The organism is Pseudomonas sp. TH43, assembly GCF_016650635.1.
Taxonomy (GTDB): domain Bacteria; phylum Pseudomonadota; class Gammaproteobacteria; order Pseudomonadales; family Pseudomonadaceae; genus Aquipseudomonas.
Map to the genome: position 1 here is coordinate 908,120 of NZ_JAEKFI010000001.1, position 17,668 is coordinate 925,787.

General features: G+C 57.8%; 20 protein-coding genes and 1 pseudogene. 10 read left to right on the forward strand and 11 right to left on the reverse strand.

Annotated elements, in window-relative coordinates:
* Positions 1–92: 92 nt before the first annotated feature.
* Together JFT81_RS03965 and JFT81_RS03970 are read right to left on the reverse strand one after the other, a co-directional pair.
* Positions 93–458 (reverse strand): hypothetical protein, encoded by a 366-nt coding sequence (locus JFT81_RS03965; RefSeq protein ID WP_201226197.1) that lies wholly within the window; start codon positions 456–458, stop codon positions 93–95.
* A gap of 87 nt (positions 459–545) precedes the next feature.
* On the reverse strand, positions 546–1,763 hold the full coding sequence (locus JFT81_RS03970; RefSeq protein ID WP_201226198.1) for an MFS transporter: 1,218 nt from the start codon (positions 1,761–1,763) through the stop codon (positions 546–548).
* Positions 1,764–1,894: 131 nt separating this feature from the next.
* On the opposite strand from JFT81_RS03970, the gene JFT81_RS03975 reads away from it, so the two are divergent.
* The 5 genes from JFT81_RS03975 to JFT81_RS03995 all read left to right on the forward strand — a co-directional run bounded on the left by JFT81_RS03975 (position 1,895) and on the right by JFT81_RS03995 (position 4,844).
* Positions 1,895–2,533 (forward strand): TetR/AcrR family transcriptional regulator, encoded by a 639-nt coding sequence (locus JFT81_RS03975; RefSeq protein ID WP_201226199.1) that lies wholly within the window; start codon positions 1,895–1,897, stop codon positions 2,531–2,533.
* Between the two features lie 115 nt (positions 2,534–2,648).
* Positions 2,649–2,813 (forward strand): hypothetical protein, encoded by a 165-nt coding sequence (locus JFT81_RS03980; protein WP_201226200.1) that lies wholly within the window; start codon positions 2,649–2,651, stop codon positions 2,811–2,813.
* A gap of 2 nt (positions 2,814–2,815) precedes the next feature.
* Positions 2,816–3,394, forward strand: coding sequence for a hypothetical protein (locus JFT81_RS03985; RefSeq protein ID WP_201226201.1), 579 nt, complete (start codon positions 2,816–2,818; stop codon positions 3,392–3,394).
* A 44-nt stretch (positions 3,395–3,438) separates the two neighbouring features.
* Positions 3,439–4,239 (forward strand): enhanced serine sensitivity protein SseB, encoded by an 801-nt coding sequence (gene sseB / locus JFT81_RS03990; protein ID WP_201226202.1) that lies wholly within the window; start codon positions 3,439–3,441, stop codon positions 4,237–4,239.
* On the forward strand, positions 4,236–4,844 hold the full coding sequence (locus JFT81_RS03995) for a hypothetical protein (RefSeq protein WP_201226203.1): 609 nt from the start codon (positions 4,236–4,238) through the stop codon (positions 4,842–4,844). Before sseB ends, JFT81_RS03995 begins: the two co-directional genes overlap by 4 nt.
* A 99-nt stretch (positions 4,845–4,943) precedes the next feature.
* Here JFT81_RS03995 and JFT81_RS04000 read toward each other — a convergent pair whose 3' ends face one another.
* The 4 genes from JFT81_RS04000 to JFT81_RS04015 form a co-directional block, all read right to left on the reverse strand.
* A complete protein-coding gene (locus JFT81_RS04000) occupies positions 4,944–5,336 on the reverse strand; it encodes a DUF6124 family protein (protein WP_201226204.1) in 393 nt (130 codons plus the stop codon).
* Positions 5,337–5,567: 231 nt separating this feature from the next.
* Positions 5,568–5,933, reverse strand: coding sequence for a DUF6124 family protein (locus tag JFT81_RS04005; RefSeq protein ID WP_008080779.1), 366 nt, complete (start codon positions 5,931–5,933; stop codon positions 5,568–5,570).
* Positions 5,934–6,589: 656 nt separating this feature from the next.
* The gene (locus tag JFT81_RS04010; protein WP_201226205.1) at positions 6,590–6,973 is read right to left on the reverse strand and encodes a hypothetical protein; all 384 of its coding nucleotides are present in this window, start codon (positions 6,971–6,973) and stop codon (positions 6,590–6,592) included.
* Between the two features lie 331 nt (positions 6,974–7,304).
* Positions 7,305–8,108 (reverse strand): 2OG-Fe(II) oxygenase, encoded by an 804-nt coding sequence (locus tag JFT81_RS04015; RefSeq protein WP_201226206.1) that lies wholly within the window; start codon positions 8,106–8,108, stop codon positions 7,305–7,307.
* A gap of 266 nt (positions 8,109–8,374) precedes the next feature.
* Between JFT81_RS04015 and JFT81_RS04020 the strand changes: the two genes are divergently transcribed.
* Entirely contained in the window at positions 8,375–9,346 is a 972-nt protein-coding gene (locus tag JFT81_RS04020; protein WP_201226207.1) for a helix-turn-helix domain-containing protein, read from the forward strand.
* An 891-nt stretch (positions 9,347–10,237) separates the two neighbouring features.
* Here JFT81_RS04020 and JFT81_RS04025 read toward each other — a convergent pair.
* Entirely contained in the window at positions 10,238–12,157 is a 1,920-nt protein-coding gene (locus JFT81_RS04025; protein ID WP_201226208.1) for a tyrosine-protein phosphatase, read from the reverse strand.
* A 387-nt stretch (positions 12,158–12,544) separates the two neighbouring features.
* Here JFT81_RS04025 and JFT81_RS04030 point away from each other — a divergent pair, with 387 nt between their 5' ends.
* Together JFT81_RS04030 and JFT81_RS04035 are read left to right on the forward strand one after the other, a co-directional pair.
* A complete protein-coding gene (locus tag JFT81_RS04030; RefSeq protein WP_201226209.1) occupies positions 12,545–13,021 on the forward strand; it encodes a hypothetical protein in 477 nt (158 codons plus the stop codon).
* 262 nt (positions 13,022–13,283) lie between these two features.
* On the forward strand, positions 13,284–13,883 hold the full coding sequence (locus JFT81_RS04035) for a hypothetical protein (RefSeq protein ID WP_201226210.1): 600 nt from the start codon (positions 13,284–13,286) through the stop codon (positions 13,881–13,883).
* 160 nt (positions 13,884–14,043) lie between these two features.
* Here the strand turns inward: JFT81_RS04035 and JFT81_RS04040 are convergent, their stop codons facing one another.
* From JFT81_RS04040 to JFT81_RS04050, 3 genes and pseudogenes are all read right to left on the reverse strand, one after another.
* On the reverse strand, positions 14,044–14,373 hold the full coding sequence (locus JFT81_RS04040; protein ID WP_201226211.1) for a DHCW motif cupin fold protein: 330 nt from the start codon (positions 14,371–14,373) through the stop codon (positions 14,044–14,046).
* Between the two features lie 76 nt (positions 14,374–14,449).
* A pseudogene (locus JFT81_RS29390) lies at positions 14,450–14,581 on the reverse strand (GNAT family N-acetyltransferase); the annotation flags it as partial.
* 52 nt (positions 14,582–14,633) lie between these two features.
* Positions 14,634–14,870, reverse strand: a complete 237-nt coding sequence (locus tag JFT81_RS04050) for a hypothetical protein (RefSeq protein ID WP_201226213.1) — start codon at positions 14,868–14,870, stop codon at positions 14,634–14,636.
* 182 nt (positions 14,871–15,052) lie between these two features.
* Between JFT81_RS04050 and JFT81_RS04055 the strand changes: the two genes are divergently transcribed.
* Together JFT81_RS04055 and JFT81_RS04060 are read left to right on the forward strand one after the other, a co-directional pair.
* Positions 15,053–15,493, forward strand: coding sequence for a TspO/MBR family protein (locus tag JFT81_RS04055; RefSeq protein WP_201226214.1), 441 nt, complete (start codon positions 15,053–15,055; stop codon positions 15,491–15,493).
* Positions 15,493–16,467 (forward strand): alpha/beta hydrolase fold domain-containing protein, encoded by a 975-nt coding sequence (locus tag JFT81_RS04060; RefSeq protein WP_201226215.1) that lies wholly within the window; start codon positions 15,493–15,495, stop codon positions 16,465–16,467. Before JFT81_RS04055 ends, JFT81_RS04060 begins: the two co-directional genes overlap by 1 nt.
* Before the next feature lie 24 nt (positions 16,468–16,491).
* Here JFT81_RS04060 and JFT81_RS04065 read toward each other — a convergent pair whose 3' ends face one another.
* Positions 16,492–17,592, reverse strand: a complete 1,101-nt coding sequence (locus JFT81_RS04065) for a polyamine ABC transporter substrate-binding protein (protein WP_201226216.1) — start codon at positions 17,590–17,592, stop codon at positions 16,492–16,494.
* Positions 17,593–17,668: the final 76 nt, after the last annotated feature.

Genomic DNA, 17,668 nt, shown 5'->3' on the forward strand with positions numbered 1-17,668 from the left:
CTACAAATCTTGAGGAAGTGGCTGGCGTGCAGGCTTCTGCTTCAGCCTTATCTTCCTATTGCGCGTTTTGCTGTCTGAAATCCGGTAAGCCTCTAATCAACAACCTCAACATAACTCGACTCCCCGCCCCCACTCGCGCCCGACAACCAGCCCCACACAAAGCTCAAAGTAGTCCGCCCCGCCTCATCCACACCGACAATGCCACGCGACCAGCCGGACAAAATCTCATCCTCAGTCGTCAGGCAATGAAACAGCAGCTCAATCGTGTCAGGCCCCGTCACACGTCCCACTTGGTGGCCCAGACGAATCCGGCCACCCTGATAAGTGCTCGAAATCCCCACGCCATCAATACGGTAGTGAAACACCGTCCCACTACCCGACAGCCCCTGCGTGTTATCCGCTACCGCGAATCGACGGTCGTGCAAGCGCTCGCCAACTTGAGAAAAGAGGGTTTCCATAAATATCGCGTCCTTGGTCGAGAGGGCCTATTCCGGTGTGCGAGCATCCTACCCCATCGTTTCGCGGCAGCGACCATTTCGCCTGCGTCAGTGCCCCGCCACCGCAGGTCGCCCGGACCCGCGCGGCCCGGACTTGAAGCCATGCCCGCGCGCGCGCCAGGCAATTGCAAACCCTACGGCGACCAGCACCACCATGGCCCATGGAAACGAGGCGACACCCCAACGGTCAAGCAACACGCCGCCGACCACGCCGCTGCCGGCGATCGCGCTGTTCCACGCCACCACATTCAACGACAACGCCACGTCTGCGCCGTCACCTGCCGCATCCGCCAACGCCGTTTGCAGCAACGTCGCCGCGCCGCCAAAACTCAATCCCCACACCGCCACACCGATGTAGATCACCTCCGGCAGACGGCCAAGAAAACCCAGCGCCACACACACCAGCGCAAACGTCGCCAGGCTCGCCAACGTGGTTTTGCGCAACAGCGGCTCCACCAGTTTGGCCGTCAGCCAGATCCCCACCAGCGCCGCGATACCAAACACCAACAGCACCAGATCCACGCGATCCGCCAACCCCGCGGGCGCCACAAACGGTGCGATGTAGGTATAGAGAATGTTGTGCGCCAGCATCCAGCTGATCACCACCGCCAGCACCGGACGCACACCCGGCATGGCCAGAACGCTGCGCAGCGACAGGCGCTGATGCGCGGGTTGCGGTGGGTAGTCAGGCACTTTCACCAGCACCCAGACAATCAGAATCAAGGTCAGTGCAGACATGATCCCGAACGCGGTGCGCCAGCCCACAAGGCCACCCAGCCATGTGCCGAGGGGTACACCGAGCGACAGCGCAATCGGCGTACCGACCATGGCCAGCGCCAACGCCTTGCCCTGTTGATCGGGCTCGACCATGCGGCGGGCATAGCCGGCCAACAGGCTCCACGCGAGCCCTGCCGAGACACCGGCGAAGAAGCGCGCCACCAGCGTCACACCGTAGTGCGACGACAACGCCGTAATGGAATTGAACAGCAGGAAACCGACGATGGTCAGCAACAACACATTGCGCCGGCGCCAGCCGCGAGTGGCGATAGTCAGAGGGATAACCGCCACCACTGAACCCAGCGCGTACGCGGTCACCATCTGCCCGGCCATCGACGGAGAAATCGCCAGACCTTCACTGATCAATGGCAACAAGCCGGCAGGCAGGGTTTCGGTGACGATGCAAATGAAGCCCGTCATGGCCAGCGCGAGCAACGCGCCGATGGGCAGGCTTTTCGGCGCTGCCGATAAAGTGAGTGAGGGTGTCACGGGGTACTCCTTGAGAAGAGAATTTCAGACTTAAATACCGATCGATATAAAATACTGGCGGCAGTCGCCGGTCGTTGTCAACGACTTATGTATCGACTAGTATCCAAATCACTTTCCGAGGAGTGTTTGATATGGCGAGAACCGGTCGCCCCCGCGCATTCGATCGCGACGACGCCGTCGACCAGGCCATGCAATTGTTCTGGCAACACGGCTACGACTCGACCTCCCTCGCCCTGTTGAAGGCAGAACTGGGCGGCGGCATTTCCGCGCCGAGCTTCTACGCCGCGTTCGGTTCCAAAGAAGCCCTGTTCGATGAGTGCGTGCAGCGTTACCTGGCCACCTACGCCCAAGTCACCGAATGCCTGTGGGACGCAACCCTGCCGCCACGCCAAGCCATCGAAACTGCCCTGCGCCAATCGGCGCGCATGCAGTGTGACGACGGCCACCCCAAGGGCTGCATGGTCACCCTCGGCGTGATGAGCGCGCCCAGCCCGGAAAACGCCGGCGTCGTCGAAGCCCTCACCCAGTCCCGCGCCCGCACGCGCGCGGGGATGCTGGTGTGCGTCGAGCGCGGTATCGCTGCCGGTCAGTTACCCGACCAACCTGAATCCCGCGCCCTTGCGACGGCGTTCGACAGCTTCCTCCAAGGCATTTCTATCCTCGCCCGGGACGATACGCCGCTTGAGCGCGTTGATGCGGCGATCACCCAAGTCATGCGGGCGTGGGATTTCGCCGCGACCATTGAGCTGTCAGTGGATTGCAGTGAGTGAATGGCCTGCCTCTATCGACCCACCTGATCTACTCCCATCCCGCCCAAGGCAGTAGGCCGTCCTAACCATCCAGGACGCGCCAAACCCTTGGGCGTTTTGTAATCAGGAAGAAGACATGCCCACAGCGGTATTGGTCGATGGCGCCTTTTTCATCAAGCGATTTAGAACGTCAATGTCACGCCGTTTCAAGCCAACCCGCTCGCCCAAAGCCTCTGCGACCATTACCCTGCTCTACGTGCTCATCAACATCCTGGACATGCTTATTTCGTTTGCCAATTGACCATGCCGCCAATCAAAAACAATCCCGGCTCCAAAGGCTTAACCCGTTTGCGCTTCATTCGACTGCCGTTCTTCCTGTTTTCACAAGCGCGTGAAAAACTGCTCACGGTACTGCCACTGCAAGGAAGAATTATGAAAGTCAGTCACGACAACCGGCCTGAAGCGTTCCAGCGACTGGAACATCTCCTCTACGGCTACAACTACGAGGTATGGGTAAACGTTTATGGCCCGCTCGATGCGAGTCAGCCATTAGTCGATGCCCTCGAACATGCCGTCTCACGGCGCAGCGTGGTTGCCAACATCACCGCCATGTCAGTTGCAGAAGTGCAAACGGAAGTGCTCGAAATGCTGCTGTATGCCGGCGATGAAGGCAGCGGCCCCGAAGACCTTGACGTCAAGCGCGATGAAATCAACCAACTTGCCAGCGAAATAATGCAACTCGCCCACGTCAATGAGGCTGACCACATCAGTGCCTTCCGATACGTAGAGGGGCATCCGGCTTATCCGGTTTTCTGGGAGTTTGCCTACGACATACACGCGCAAGGCAAACGCTGGATTCTGCTAGGGTGCAGCAGCGACTGACCTGCTCTGCCATTCACTCACTGTCTGTTTTTATGGAACGAACGATGGACATCACCCATACCCAGAAAGAAAACGCCCTCGAACAATCACTGCGCCTGGCGGCGGATGAGCCTGCGCACCGACCCGATTTTCTCAAAGCCCTGTTGGGCTCGACGATCTACGTACTCGGCACCACCGGCACCGGCGAAGGCCCGGCCCACCTTGAGGCGGGCAGCAATATCAGCATCGCGCATTGGCAAAAACCCGACGGCTCCGCGGTCATCCCGTTTTTCTCTTCACTGCAAACCCTGCAAAAGTCCATCGACAGCGAACAGTCCTACATAGAAATCCCGGCCAGAGCCCTGTTCGAAATCACCTTGGGCGCGCAACTTTTTCTCAATCCAAAGTCGCCGTATGGCAAAGAGTTCTACCCGGAAGAAGTACGCAACCTGCTCTCCGATGAAATCGGCCAAATACCAACACAGCGCACCGTCGAAAAAGACACCCAAGTGCTGCTCGGCCAACCGTCGCAGTATCCGACGAAGATGATCAATTCGCTCACGCAACTGCTCGCCAAACATAGCAACGTAAAACGTGCGTTTCTGGCATTGATGCATGACGCCTCGACGGATCAAAAGCCTCACCTGATCGTCGGCATCGAAGCGGACGGCGACATTGAACGGGTCATGCGCGAAGCCGGAAACGTCGCAGGGGACACCGCGCCGGATGGCGAGCCCGTTGATCTGTACCGCGTCAGCGAAGGCGAAACAGGCCTGAGCGACTATTTCCTCAAACAAACCGCGCCCTTCTATGAGCGAAAGTCGACAGGCTGGCTGCGTTCATTGTTTGGTTTTGGCAAAGCATGAGCGAGCGCAACACCAAACTGACCGCAGACCAGGCGTGCGCAATCGTACTCGCGCTGTTTGACGGTGCCATGAGAGATGGCAAACCCGAGCGCTTTGTCATTCAGAACTGTGAGCTGTCCGCCAACGGGGATTACTGGGTCATTCGCTGCAACAGCGAGGATTACGTCGTCCACGGCATGACGGAGTTCTGCTATGTCGGTGTTAATGCGCACTTGATCAACGTCTTCACGGGCGAGCGTGAGATGGTCGTCAGTTGCATCACTGTCGAGGAGTATCTGCAGGACAAATACGACCTGGAGGCGGCGGCGGGCAAACAATATGTACTGACCCCGGCACTGGACCGGGCTGATAAACCGGCGCTGATCAATCTGCGCCAAAAACTGCAGTGCACCTACCCGCAAACCCTTGCGTTGCTGACGGGCCAACAACGGTTATGGCTCACGGGTACACGCATGCTTCTGAAAAACGCACAGCGACTGCTTGGCGAACAAGGCATCACCACGCAAATCGAGTTGTTGCCAGATGCCGGTGAAGCCGTCGTCATCGGCGTCGAAACCTGGCATATCGAAGCGGTGCTGAAGGCAGTGCGCAAGCGGTTGTGCTGAGGGACTGCGCACGGGCGCCGTCCCTCGTTGCGTGGTGAAAGGACACTTCGCACCCAAGCGGGAGCCAGCTCCCTCGCCACAAATTGTTAGTCGCTCAGCCTATTTCAGGCCGGTACCAGGCTCTGTAACCGACTGCTTCAGTTCGACGTTGTCCAGCGCCTTATTGACCGCCAATTCCCCCAACATCACGACTTGAGCGATGCCTTGCAAGGTGTGACGGTTAGGCCCCTCCAGCATCCCGGCGAAGTCACCGAGCATCACCGTCGCCGAAGCCAGGGATTCGCAAGCGTTCGCCAGCAATGACTCAGTATCGGTTTGCGGGTTGACCATGAACATGCTGCTGGGACTGTAGGGCGCGGCCATACTCGTGGCTGCCGGCAAAAGGTAATGATCGAGGGCACGTTCGGCAGCTTCGTGGAGCTTTCTTGAACCGAAGGATTCGTACGGCGATATCGGATCTGTAACCGCCGAAGGGGTTGTGGTTTCAGACATCAGGAACTCCAAACAAGTACCCATCGGGCACTTCGCGAAAATGACCACCGCGGAATTGTCGACCCATGTAGGAGCTCCCGGAGGCTCGGACCGAGTTCGGACGATCTTTTGAAAAAGCAGATCAAAAGATCGTCCGAACGCGGCCCGAGCCTCCGGCAGCTCCTACACGGAATTCAGGGCGATGGCATTTGTGTATTGAGGGGCAAGCCCCCTCATCCACTAGCCTGCCGACTAGTTTGGCAAACGGCGACCATCCAGCACTCGATTGACCATCAACTCACTCAGCATGATCACCTGATGCAGCATCAGCATGGTTCGGCGTTGTGAGTTGTCGACGACATCGCTCATGTCACGTGCCATGTCACTGGCGGCGGCCAACGACTCGCAGGCTTCGAGGAGGAGAGTTTCTTCGTCCACGGCGGGATCGATGAGGAAGATCTTGCTGGTTTTGCGGGATGGGATTGAGAGCTTCAGTGAGCCGGGGTTGAGATAGAAATTGATGGCGCGGTCGGTCGCTTCTCTTATCTTTTGAGGTTCGAGCGTTGGGTCGTACGGGATCGGATCGGCGTCCGGTGGGTTTGGGGTAACTTTGAACATAGATGAAGCTCCTAACACATTTAATGGAGGCTTCACCCTTTCGCTACCAAACGAAGGGTGGCGGCCATGCAGAGGTTGGTAGACCGGGTGTTAGGATCCGGCGCGCCCTAGGACGCCCTATACATGGCCACCATAATCGAGCGAGAAATCTCGACGACAGTGGGCTGTACAACTAACACCGGGCTACCAAACCCGATCACTGTTTTGCAGTGACAGGGAAACGATATAGCCCGATCGATAGTCGTGTATGCCGGCGGATTCTGGCGTACGCGTAGGCAACGGCGCAAGGCGTTGTAGCCTTTGTGGCGTAACGGATTGTGTAATTTAAACAAGCTTGCGAGGTTATGTTTACGCGGGGGAAACGCCTGCTTCCTAAATGGTTTTTGCCTACTGACGGGAAAAGGGGATGGATTTATTTCAGACAATAAGCGCATCCCCTTTTACGATCCCGGAATAAACGCAAATTGCTACCGGAGGACTGGTAGCTTGCGGCAAACGTTGGGCCAGGAACTTGAATCAGTCCTCTTTGAATCCCGATAGGCCGTTAGCAGCGCGCCATTCGACCCAAAAGCAGCCACACACTGAAGCTTAGTTTGCGGAGCAGCAGAAGCTCCCGGAGAGCGAGACGAATCACTTGGACTACGTTTTATAGCATTTCACTTCGCACGAAACTGCCGAATAAGCTCACTTGCCTTTATAGATGCATAAAAAATTAAAATCACACACGCTATAGCAGCTAGCGTCGGGCCGATGGAGTTTATACCTACTGTGATTTGTACATATATAGATATAAACAAAAAAAGGACTATGTAGCTTATGGCGACCTTGTTAAAGGCGGCCAGCAATAGCGGAATTATTGAAATAATAGTTGAGTGAGCTGTAATGGTTAAAAGTATCTCCATAATCAGTCGAAGAGGAACGCCGCCAAACTGTGCTTGCGCAATTGCAATCAAGGGTTCGTACAAAAGTGTCTGTAATACCCCAACGACAGCCGCGCTGATTCCAATAAAGGGCAAGGTTGTTTTTTTCGTAATGTTCATTGTACTTCCGCTGACTCCTATAACCCTTATTAAGGACATCGTTATTTCTTAACATTTCTTGCTACACGCTAAGACGTAACTTTTCTTGGATCCTATCATGACAAATGCGGATCTGAGCAGAGAAAAACGTGATACGAACCTGGCCAGATTGCCGCGTTAGCAGTCAACGGATAGCGGGCTATGGACTCGCTGACAGGCTGTTCAGTGGCGGCTTCTGGCCGAAAGCCGCCCTTCAAGCATGGCGAATTCTGACCGAAAGCAGCAGACCTAACTCAATCAAGCCGATAATCATCCAGCGCTCAAAAAATATCTGAATTCACGAGTGCAAACCTCACCCCTTCTTCTTAAACAACTTACTCACGTAATACCTCAAACTCCACCGATCCTTCGGCCGCGGCTTATAGTGCGTTTTATTCCTCTGCCCCGGCTCCCCACCCACCCCACTCGCCGTGTAGTAATAAAGCGCAATCGACCGCCGCGTAATGCCTTCCGGCGTAGTCAACGGCTCCGGATGCCCGTGGTTGCTGTCCTTGTCCGTATTAAAAATCACACAGCGGTTATAAACCGGCAGCACCTTCTTCAGGCATTTCTTCATCCCTACATCCCAAAGCTCCAGGTTGCCGCCGTACGCCTCCTGCCAATCCTCGGTCAGGTAAACAATCACGTTCAAGCGCCTTTCAACATTGAGCTTTTTGTTCAGGCGGAAATCCGAGTGCACGCCCAGGAAGCCGCCGGTTTTGGTTTCGTGTAATCCGCCGCCTGCGAAATAAGGGTCAGGAATCAGCCCTTGAATGCCGGTGAGTTTTTCGAGGAACTCCAGCATGGGTGCGGAGTTGAAGGTGTTGAACACGTTCTTCAGGTACGGGCTGCAGGCGTTGGGGCTGATCTGGCGTTTGAGTTGGCCTTTGTAGCCGCGCTCGTAGATTTGTTCGTTGTTGGTCGGTTCGACCGGGAAGTGTTCGCGGATGCTGGCGATGACGTCGGCGTGCAGGAAGTTGTCGATGACGATGTGCGGGAATGGCGTGGCTTGGGTGTATTCGCCGGTCAGCGATTCGCCGAAAGCGCTGGCGGCGGTTTGGTCGAAGTCGAGTTCCGGGGTCAGGGTGATGGGGAGTGTTTGCGTGTTGGCTTGCATTGCCGCTCCAATGTTTTTTAGGCTTTCAGGGCGGGTCAAACAAGGCCTGGGGCTTGGCGCGGGGCCTGTGTTTGCTCGCTGAGTACAGTGGCGAGCAGGTTGCCATGTCGGCAATGGCCTGCCGAGTGTCCTTTGCTTAGACGTGGCGCGGCGGTGTTACGGCATGTTTCAGGCTGTCACAAACGCGTCATATTTCCTCTGCTAGTCTTCTCGGCGCCCTGCCCCACACCCCTGTCCTAGAGCCCCCAACCGAAGTTGCCGCCAAGGTGTTTCCGTCTCCCGTTCGCCAGCAAATCATCCTGCGCTCCGACAACCTCCGTTCGGACGACTTCGGTGCACTTTTTTCGAAGTTGTTTGGTAATCGCTATGCGGACAATCCGCCGCTGCCGGCGAACATCATCATTGGTGGGGTTTATGGGCGGCATGAGGGGGTGAGTTTTCGGCGGATGCATTATCGCGGGGATTTTACCGTTGCCTTCCCCGACCCACAGGATGAGATCACGTTCGTCATCCCCACGGCCGGCAAGATTGTGTTCAACCACGCGACCGAGTCCATCGGCGTTCGCCAGGTTGGTTTGGCGATCGATAAGGCTGACATCCGCTCGATGCGCTTTTTTGATGGCCACGCGCATCACGGGATGTCGATCAATCGGCATCAGCTCACTGAGCGGTTGGCGGCGTTGTTGGGTAAACCGATTCTGGAAAGGATTGTGTTTGAGCCGAGTGTGAATCTGGATTCGGCGGCGTTTCAGGGGATCAAGGCGTTGATTGATCTGGCAACGGGGACGGCGTTTGATTTGTTGATCAACAGCGGGACGTTGATGCCGTCGCGGTTGCGGGAGATGTTGATTGATGCGGTGCTGGAGGCGTGGCCGCATAACTTTTCCGAGGCGCTGCGGCGGCCTACGGCGATGGTTGCGCCGCGACATGTGAAGTTGGCGGTGGAGTTTATTCAGGCGCATCCGGAGCAATTGGTGAGCGGTGTGGATCTGGCGCGCTTGAGCAATGTGAGTCAGCGGGCGTTGCAGGAGGGGTTTCGGCGGTTTGTCGGGATGTCGATTGTGGGGTATCAGCGGCAGGTGCGGCTGGAGCGGGCTTATGAGGTGTTGAAGCACCGGGATTCGGGGTCGGTGACGGAGGTGGCGTTGCGGTTTGGGTTTAGTAATGTGGGGCGGTTTTGTCAGTATTTTCAGGGGGCGTATGGGGTGAGTCCGGCGGAGCTTCGGGCTCGGGGTTAGGGGTAACAGTTTGACAAGGTAACTTGTGGCGAGGGATTCATTCTCGTTGGACTGCGTAGCAGGCCTGATTTTTTGGGGCCGCTGCGCAGCCCAACGGGGATGAATCCCCTCGCCACAGGGGTTAGGGTAATTTTCCAGATTGTTGGTTGAACCGCAAGGCTGCAGAGTCAGGCTGATGGTTTTGGGGGGATCAATTAGTGGCTTGGAACACCATTGTGGCGAGGGGATTTATCCCCGTTGGACTGCGTAGCAGGCCTGATTTTTTGGGGCCGCTGCGCGGTCCAACGGGGATGAATCCCCTCGCCACAGGGGTTAGGGTCATTCTCCAGATTGTTGGTTGAACCTCAAGGCTGCAGGTTCAGGCTGATGGTTTTGGGGGGATCAATTAGTAGCTTGGAACACCATTGTGGCGAGGGGATTTATCCCCGTTGGACTGCGTAGCAGGCCTGATTTTTTGGGGCCGCTGCGCAGCCCAACGGGGATAAATCCCCTCGCCACAGGGGTTAGGGTCATTCTCCAGATTGTTAGTTGAACCTCAAGGCTGCAGGTTCAGGCTGATGGTTTTGGGGGGATCAATTAGTAGCTTGGAACACCATTGTGGCGAGGGGATTCATCCCCGTTGGACTGCGCAGCAGGCCTGATTTTTTGGGGCACAGGGGTTAGGGTCATTCTCCAGATTGTTGGTTGAACCGCAAGGCTGCAGAGTCAGGCTGATGGTTTTGAGAGGATCAATTAGTAGCTTGGAACACCATTGTGGCGAGGGGATTTATCCCCGTTGGGCTGCGTAGCAGGCCTGATTTTTTGGGGCCGCTGCGCAGCCCAACGGGGATGAATCCCCTCGCCACAGGGATTTGTGGTGTTTTTTGGATTTGGGTCGTGTTATCCCTTCTTTTAGAACGCGTAGCTGGCCTTCAGCCCGCCGCTGAAGCCGTGGCTGTCGCCGCCGCCATTGGCGCCCACTTCTGCGCCCAGGCTCAGGGCGCCAAGGCTGGCCATGACGTTTACCCCGCCGCTGAATTGGTCGCGATTATCAAACGCGGCGCGTTGTTCGATGTCGAGCCCCAGCAAGTGGCTTTGGCTGTCGACTTGGTTGTCGCCCAGTGTGCGTTCGTAGCCCACTTGCACGCCCGGCACCAATTGCCAACTGCCCATCGCCACGGGCGCGAAGGCGACGTTGAGGTTGGCGACGGCGCTGCGGCGGGTGGCGGTGTTGTCGTCGACGTCGAGAGCCAGTTCGCTGCCCTTCTCTTTAAAGCCGTTGAGGTCGAGGTGGCTGACTCGAAAGCCCAGGCTCGGCTCGAAGGTCATGCCGTTGACCGGGGCGCGGTAGCCGAGGGCTAACGTGGCGCCGGTAAGGTTGCCGTGGGTGTTGCCCTTCGCGGTGCCGAGGCCGCCGCCGAGGTCGCGTTTGCTGTCGTAGTCGATGTAGCCGGCGCTGGCGTTGGCGTCGAGGAAAAGACCTTGTTCCAGGCTGGTGAAGCCGTAGCGGGCGCCGACGTTGAGGAAGGTGAAGTCGGTATCGGCTTCGCCACCTGCGCCGCCGACGGTGCCTTTGCTGTAGCCGAAACCGCCGCGTGCGCTGAGTTGTTCGCTGAAGCGTTGGGTGATGCCGACCATCAGGCCTTGGCTGTGCTCGTTGCTGCTGTCGGCGTGGGACGAGCCGTCGGTGCCGAGGTAGCCGGCCAGCGCAGTCGTCCACAAGCGGTATTGGCCGACTTTGAGGTCGCTGCCGCTGGCGAACGGTGCGGCGGCTTGTTCGATCAGCGCGTTTTGGCGCAGCAGGTAGCTGGCGGCGTCGGCGTGTACCTGGCCGCCGACCTGGGATTCGACTCCGCCGAGGGTGCCGGCGTCGATCGCCGATTGCAGGTAATAGTTGTAGGCGCTGTAGGTGCCGGACAGCTCGGTGTTCTGCAATTCGCGGAGCAATTCGGCGCCAGCGGCGGCGTTGCCGATCAGCGCGGCCTGACCCGGCAGGCTGTTGTATTCGACGAGTTTGCCGCGCAGCACGTAAATGGTTTCCTGGGACAGGCCGAGGCCTTGTTTGAGGTAATGGTCCATCGTGCCGTATTGCGCGGTGACTTCGTCGAGGCCGGCTTGCAGGTAGCGGGCCTGGACGCCGAGCAGTGGGCCGTAGACGGCGGCCATGCTCGGTGGCATCGCCTTCAACGTGGCGGCGACTCGGGCAGCGGTGTAGTCGTTGGTCGCGAGGTAGTTAGCCATGATCGTCGCGTTGTCGACACCGGCGATACTTTGCAACACGGCGGCGGTCCAGCCGGTGCGGTCTTTGCCGGCGGTGCAGTGGAACAGTTGCGCGGCGTCGACGCTGGCGAGTGCGTTGAACAGGTTGCCGAACTGGCTGCGCATGCCGGCGTCGCTGACGAAGGCGCGGTTGGTCTGTTCCATCATGGCGATGGCGTCGGCGGCGCTTTTGAACGAGATGTTGGTGATGTTTGAGCCGGAGGTGGTGTCGCCGATGATGTCGATGTTCTGGTAGGTCGCGCCGGTCAGCATGGTGTCCGGTGTGCCAGCGATTTCACTCGGGGTGCGCAGGTCGTACACCGCTTTGATGCCGAGGCTGTTCAGCGTGGCCAGATCCGCTGCCGATGGCGTGATCGCATTGGAGCGATAGAACACGCCGCTGCGCATCGTGCCGTCGTGGGCCGTGGAGTACGCGGTGGTGATACCGGCGATATCGCGGAAGTTGTCGATGCTTTTCAGGCGCGGCGTGTCCAGGGGCGCGGACTCGGCAGCGTGGGCGGCGGCGACGGACAGGCTCAGTACGGACAGCGAACACAGAAGACGTTGAAACACAGTGCAGCCTCATTGGATTAGCGTTGGGCTGGTCACTATGGGTAAGCAAGTGATACTGAATATGACAGTTTTGCTTTGAAAGGAAATGGCTGCGCGATTGGGCCGTGGGGTGCGTGATCTGTCCACGTGGAGGGTGATCGTGGTGCGTCCGGGATAGACGGGTTGGCCAATCGGACGCCTTCGCGGGCAAGCCCGGCTCCTACGAAGAGCTGGGGGCGCAGGCTATCTGTAGGAGCAAGGCTTGCCCGCGAAGGCGATGAGTCAGGCAATGGCGATGCTGGCTGACTCAATGTCATCGCGGGCAAGCCTTGCTCCTACACAGTGAGGTGTTTGGGATTGTTCTCGTTCATAATCGCGCCTCAAATTTGATGACACAGGGAGTGCGAGATGGACACGACTCAATGGCTGGGCTTATTCGAACGAGCCTTTCGCGATATGGAAAAGAGTCTTGAGCAAGTGCTGCAACTCAGCAGTTGCCGTGAACACTGGATTCAAGCCCAGATCAGCCTTCATGCCTGGTTCAACGATGAACTGGACATCTGGACGGACCTGCCAATCGGCGATCGACGCAAAGCGGATCTGTATGCGCTGGGTGAAGACGGTAAGCCAACGATGGTCGCTGAAGTCAAATGTCTGGGCGATGTTTCCTACGCCAAGTGCCTGGACGGCGATTGGTCCGTGCGGGCCGATGTCGAACGGCTGAATGCGTTTGAGTGCCCTACCCGGCTGTTTATTCTGGTGATCGCCAAAGGTGCTACCGAGACGAGTACCGGCCAACGCCTTCGTAACGATGAATGGGTCGCTGGCCGCCAGAGCATCAACGTAGATCTGGACTTTGCGCTGGTGCGAATGTGGGCGCTGTGAGCGCCTGAAGGGCTTAAGCGAAAAACCGCGTCTACTGGGTAGGCGCGGTTTTTTTATACCGCGACTGGCCGCCTTGGCCATTGCAGCCCGCCTGACGGTTTACTTGCGTGGGCGCTTTATGATTTCATCTGGCGAAGGCACAAGTAGCCTCCCTGCTGCGATGGGAAATACGAAAAATCCAAGTGAACTTACCACTTGTTTAGCCACTGCAAGCAGCATGCTGGTCGAGGCACGTCTTCGATTTGGCTAAAGGAGTGATGCTATGAACCCTTCGAATGCTGCGCAGTGCCTGGATGATTTGAAGTTGCTTGCCAAAGTGTCTGTTATCGGCGAGTACACGTATTGCCAGCGACTGACCCATCTCAGCAAAGAATTCGGCTTTAACAATCTCCATCATTTTCAGAAGGTGGTTAATCATCTTTCTGAAGACATGATCGCCAATATTTCCACGACGCTGATGCGCCACTACTGCGAAATCGCCCAGCCCAAGCCGGGCATTGCCTACTACGAATTTCTCTCGGTCAACAACGACACTCGCTTGCGCTTTTACAGCCAGTGGGCCGGGTGGGACGTGTTCGGGCAGGAAGTTCGTGTGCCAAGGTCGCTCAAAGGCGATTCGGCCCCTCGCCTGCGCAAGTCGCTGAGCAAAACGGTGTACATCGTTGAAAATGATCGGCAATTGCTTGCCTGGCGCCATCGCTGGCATGGCCTGTGTTATGTGCCTAAAGACCTCTGCCAAAAGCACATGGGCGAAGCGTTCGAGCGCAAAAACGCCGTCGTAGAGGGTGATCGCAACGAAGAATTTCCGTTGCTGAACGCGTTCAATGACAACTATGCAACGTGGTATCCCGTCATTGAATAAACGCCCTCGCGGCGATACCGGGGCACGTTGATCCTGAACAGAAAGGGCGCGTGCCGAACCCAAAACCCTGTAGGAGCTGCGGCACGCTGCGATCTTTTGATTTTTCACATCAAGATCAAAAGATCGCAGCGTCCCGCAGCTCCTACAGGTCGGGATTTGGTTAATCCACGATGAATAATTTTGCGCCGGTGGCGGTGGACGAACGATGACCTTCGGCATCATTGCCCACTTGGTAACTCATGCCCGCCGTCAGGGTGAACTGTCGGCCGTCTTCCAGTTCTGTCAGCAACTGCCCTTCAAGGCACAACAAAATGTGCCCTCGCCAACACCAGTGATCGGCCAGGTAGCCGGGGCTGTATTCGACCATCCGCACACGCGTCGAGCCGAACTGGCAGGTGCGCCAATAGGCCGTGCCGATCTCGCCGGCATGCGCCACTGGCTCGATGGTTGACCAATCGGTGGTACCAAAAGGGATGGCGGTGAGATCCATGGTTGCCTCATCGAAATTCAGGGAATGCGACCGTAGCAACCTGGAAAAAGCACCGATAGACACAGATCACGAGCATTTACGGCATACAGGGCAGAACCTTGCGCATGAACACCCGGGCAAGACCATCCTCCGGGGCGCGATGGGTTTCCTGATACCCGAGCTTTTTGTAGAGAGCGATGTTCTTGAGCGTCAACTCATGCGCATACAAACCATCGCCTCGTGCCTGGCGCCGCAAGCCAACGACGGCTTGCGGCCAGCCCTCACGCCGTTTGCTTGACCACGCGAATCTGCGTGATTCCGACGATCTCCGCCTGTTGCAGAATCTGCTCCGGCGTGGCGTCTGCCGGGGGCATGATCAGGCCGTTTTCGGCGTCGCCGACGTGCAGTTCCAGCAGGTGCATTGCGGCCTCATGTTCGGCGAGTTGCGCCTCTTTGACTTTGAGCACGTGGCGGCGCGGTTCGCCGTTGAACAGGTATTCGAGCAGAAAGTTGTGCATGGGGTCACCCGTGTGTGATGGCGTTATTATCCTGACGAGCCAGTCAGTTTTTAGTTCAACTGCAACGCTGTGTGCAAAACAGTCATCGCTCAAGGCAAACTTTTTGCGCCACGGGGCGTCATCTGTTTAACGGCCGACATGGCTTGGCTTCCCCAACAGCTGACCTCAGCTAAGGACTGGCGATGACCTTTTTCATTTTCCTTCTGGCTTGCGCCGCTGCGGCGACCACAGGCGTCATGTTCAAGCCGGGCGCCTGGTACGAGTCCCTCGTCAAACCTGGATTCACTCCGCCGAATTGGGCATTTCCGGTGGCCTGGACGGTGATTTACCTGCTGCTGGCGTGGGCCGGCTATCGCTTGACCCTGATCCCGGGAAGCCAGATGGTGTTGGCGTTATGGGCCGCGCAGATTGCGCTGAACACCTTGTGGACGCCGGTGTTTTTTGGCGCCCATCAAGTGCTGGCAGCGATGATCATTCTGGCGTTGCTGTGGCTGGTGGTGGCGGCCATGGTGGTCATGGCGTTGCAACTTGACGTGATTACTGGCTTGATCCTGTTTCCCTATCTGGCGTGGCTGTGTGTCGCCGCCGCGTTGAATTTTTCCATTCTTCTCAAGAACCGCTGATGACCGACTTTACAGGGAGTAATCCGGCACCTTGGCCACAGGGCGAGCGCGAGTTGGCGCAGGTGCGCGAGTTCAACAAGAAGCTTGCCTGGTTGCCGCGTTTTCGCATCCGTAATCGCATCACGCCACGGTTGATCCAGGCGTTGTTGCGGGCCAGTCAGTTCGTCAGCCCCAGCCTGCTGCACAAGCATGGCCTGAGCGCTGAACGGAAGATGATTGAGGGCGGCGCCGTTCCGGTCGCTGTGCGGATCATCCGGCCCAAGGGCAAAGCCAAAGGCGTTGTGCTGGATTTTCATGGCGGCGGATGGGTGATCGGCAACGCGCAGATGAACGACAACTTCAACATTGCCATCGCCGATACCTGCGAGGTCGTGGTGGTGTCCGTCGATTACCGGCTCGCGGTGTCGACACCGATTGAAGGCCTGTTAGAAGATTGCCTGCACGCCACGCGCTGGTTGCTGAGCGATCCAGCGTTCGCGGATCTGCCCGTGGTGGTGGTCGGTGAATCGGCCGGGGCGCATCTGGCGGCAGCGACGTTATTGGCGCTGCAAACATCGCCCGATCTCCTGCAACGCATCAGCGGCGCGCTGCTCTATTACGGCGTCTACGACCTGACTGGAACGCCGAGCGTGCGCTCGGCGCCCGCTGATACTTTGCTACTCGATGGCCCAGGCATGGTCGCAGCGTTGCGCCTGCTGACGCCGGGGCTGAGTGACGAAGAGCGTCGTCAGCCACCATTGTCCCCGCTGTATGGCGACTTCAGCGGTTTCCCGCCGGCATTGCTATTTGCCGGTGAGCTCGACCCGCTGAGGGACGATACCCTCGACATCGCCAAACGCTGGGCAGTCTCGGCACCCGTCGAGATGCACCTGCTGCCGTCCTGCCCCCACGGTTTTATCCACTTCCCGACGGCCATTGCGCAGAGCGTGTTGGCCTACAGTCGTCAATGGATCTCCGCGCGCTGCTTGCCCTGAGGCAAGCAGCTTGTTCACGGTGGCTTACGTGCCGCTTTTGACTTTGCTCCAGACCCGCGTGCGAATGCGCTCGATCTTCAGCGGCAACGGCTGCGCAGGAAACAGCGTCGCCAGGGTCGCGGCCGGTGGATAGACGTCCGGATTATTTCTCAAACCCTCATCGACGTAGGCCAGCGAGCTTTTGTTGCCGTTGGGATAGCCCAAGTAGTTCGAGCTTTTGGCGATGACCTCGGGCCGCATCATGTAGTTGATGAAGTTCAGGCCCTGCTGCGGGTGCGGCGCGTCCTTGAGCAGCACCAGGGTTTCCATCCACACCGAGGAGCCTTCGCGCGGGATGCGATAGGCCAGGTGCCGACCGTTTTTGGCGCGCTCGGCGTTGGTCTTGGCGTCGAACACGCCACCGGACCAGGCCACCACCGCGCAGATATTGCCGTTGGCCAGATCGGTGATGAACCGCGACGAGTCGAAATAGGTGATGTACGGGCGGATTTTCAGCAGCAGCGCTTCGGCTTTGGCGTAGTCATCCGGATTGCTGCTGTCGGGTGGCAAGCCAAGATAATGCAAGGCGATCGGGATGATTTCGCCGGGCGAATCGAGCATGGCGACGCCGCACTGGCTGAGCTTCTTGATGTTTTCTTCCTTGAAGATCAAGTCCCACGAATCCACCGGGGTCTCGTCGCCAAAGATTTTTTTCACCTGATCGACGTCGTAACCGATCCCCGTGGTGCCCCACAGGTAAGGGATCGAGTAGCGATTGCCGGGGTCGTTCTGCGCCACTTTGGCGAGAATGTCGGGGTCAAGATTGGAGCGGTTGCTCAACTGGCTGTTATCGAGTTCTTCGAGCACGCCAGCCTTGATCAGGTTGGGCAGCGCGCTGTTGGTAACCACGACCACATCGTAGCCGCTGCGGCCGACCATCAATTTGCTTTGCATGACTTCCGCGCTGTCGAAAGTGTCGAGCAGCACCGGTGTGTTGGTCTCCTTCTCGTAGTCTTTGGGAGCTTCGGGGGCGATGAAGTCGTACCAGTTGTAGAAGTTGACCGTAGGGCCTTCGGCCCAACTGACTGCTGCGCCCAACCCGCAAACAGTGAACAAGCCAAGGTGCAGCAAACGCTTGAGTTTCATGGGTAGCTCCTGGCGAATCGGCCATCGGTTGGCAGTACGCCGCACTATTGTTTTTATTGGAAAGCGAGACCGGTTT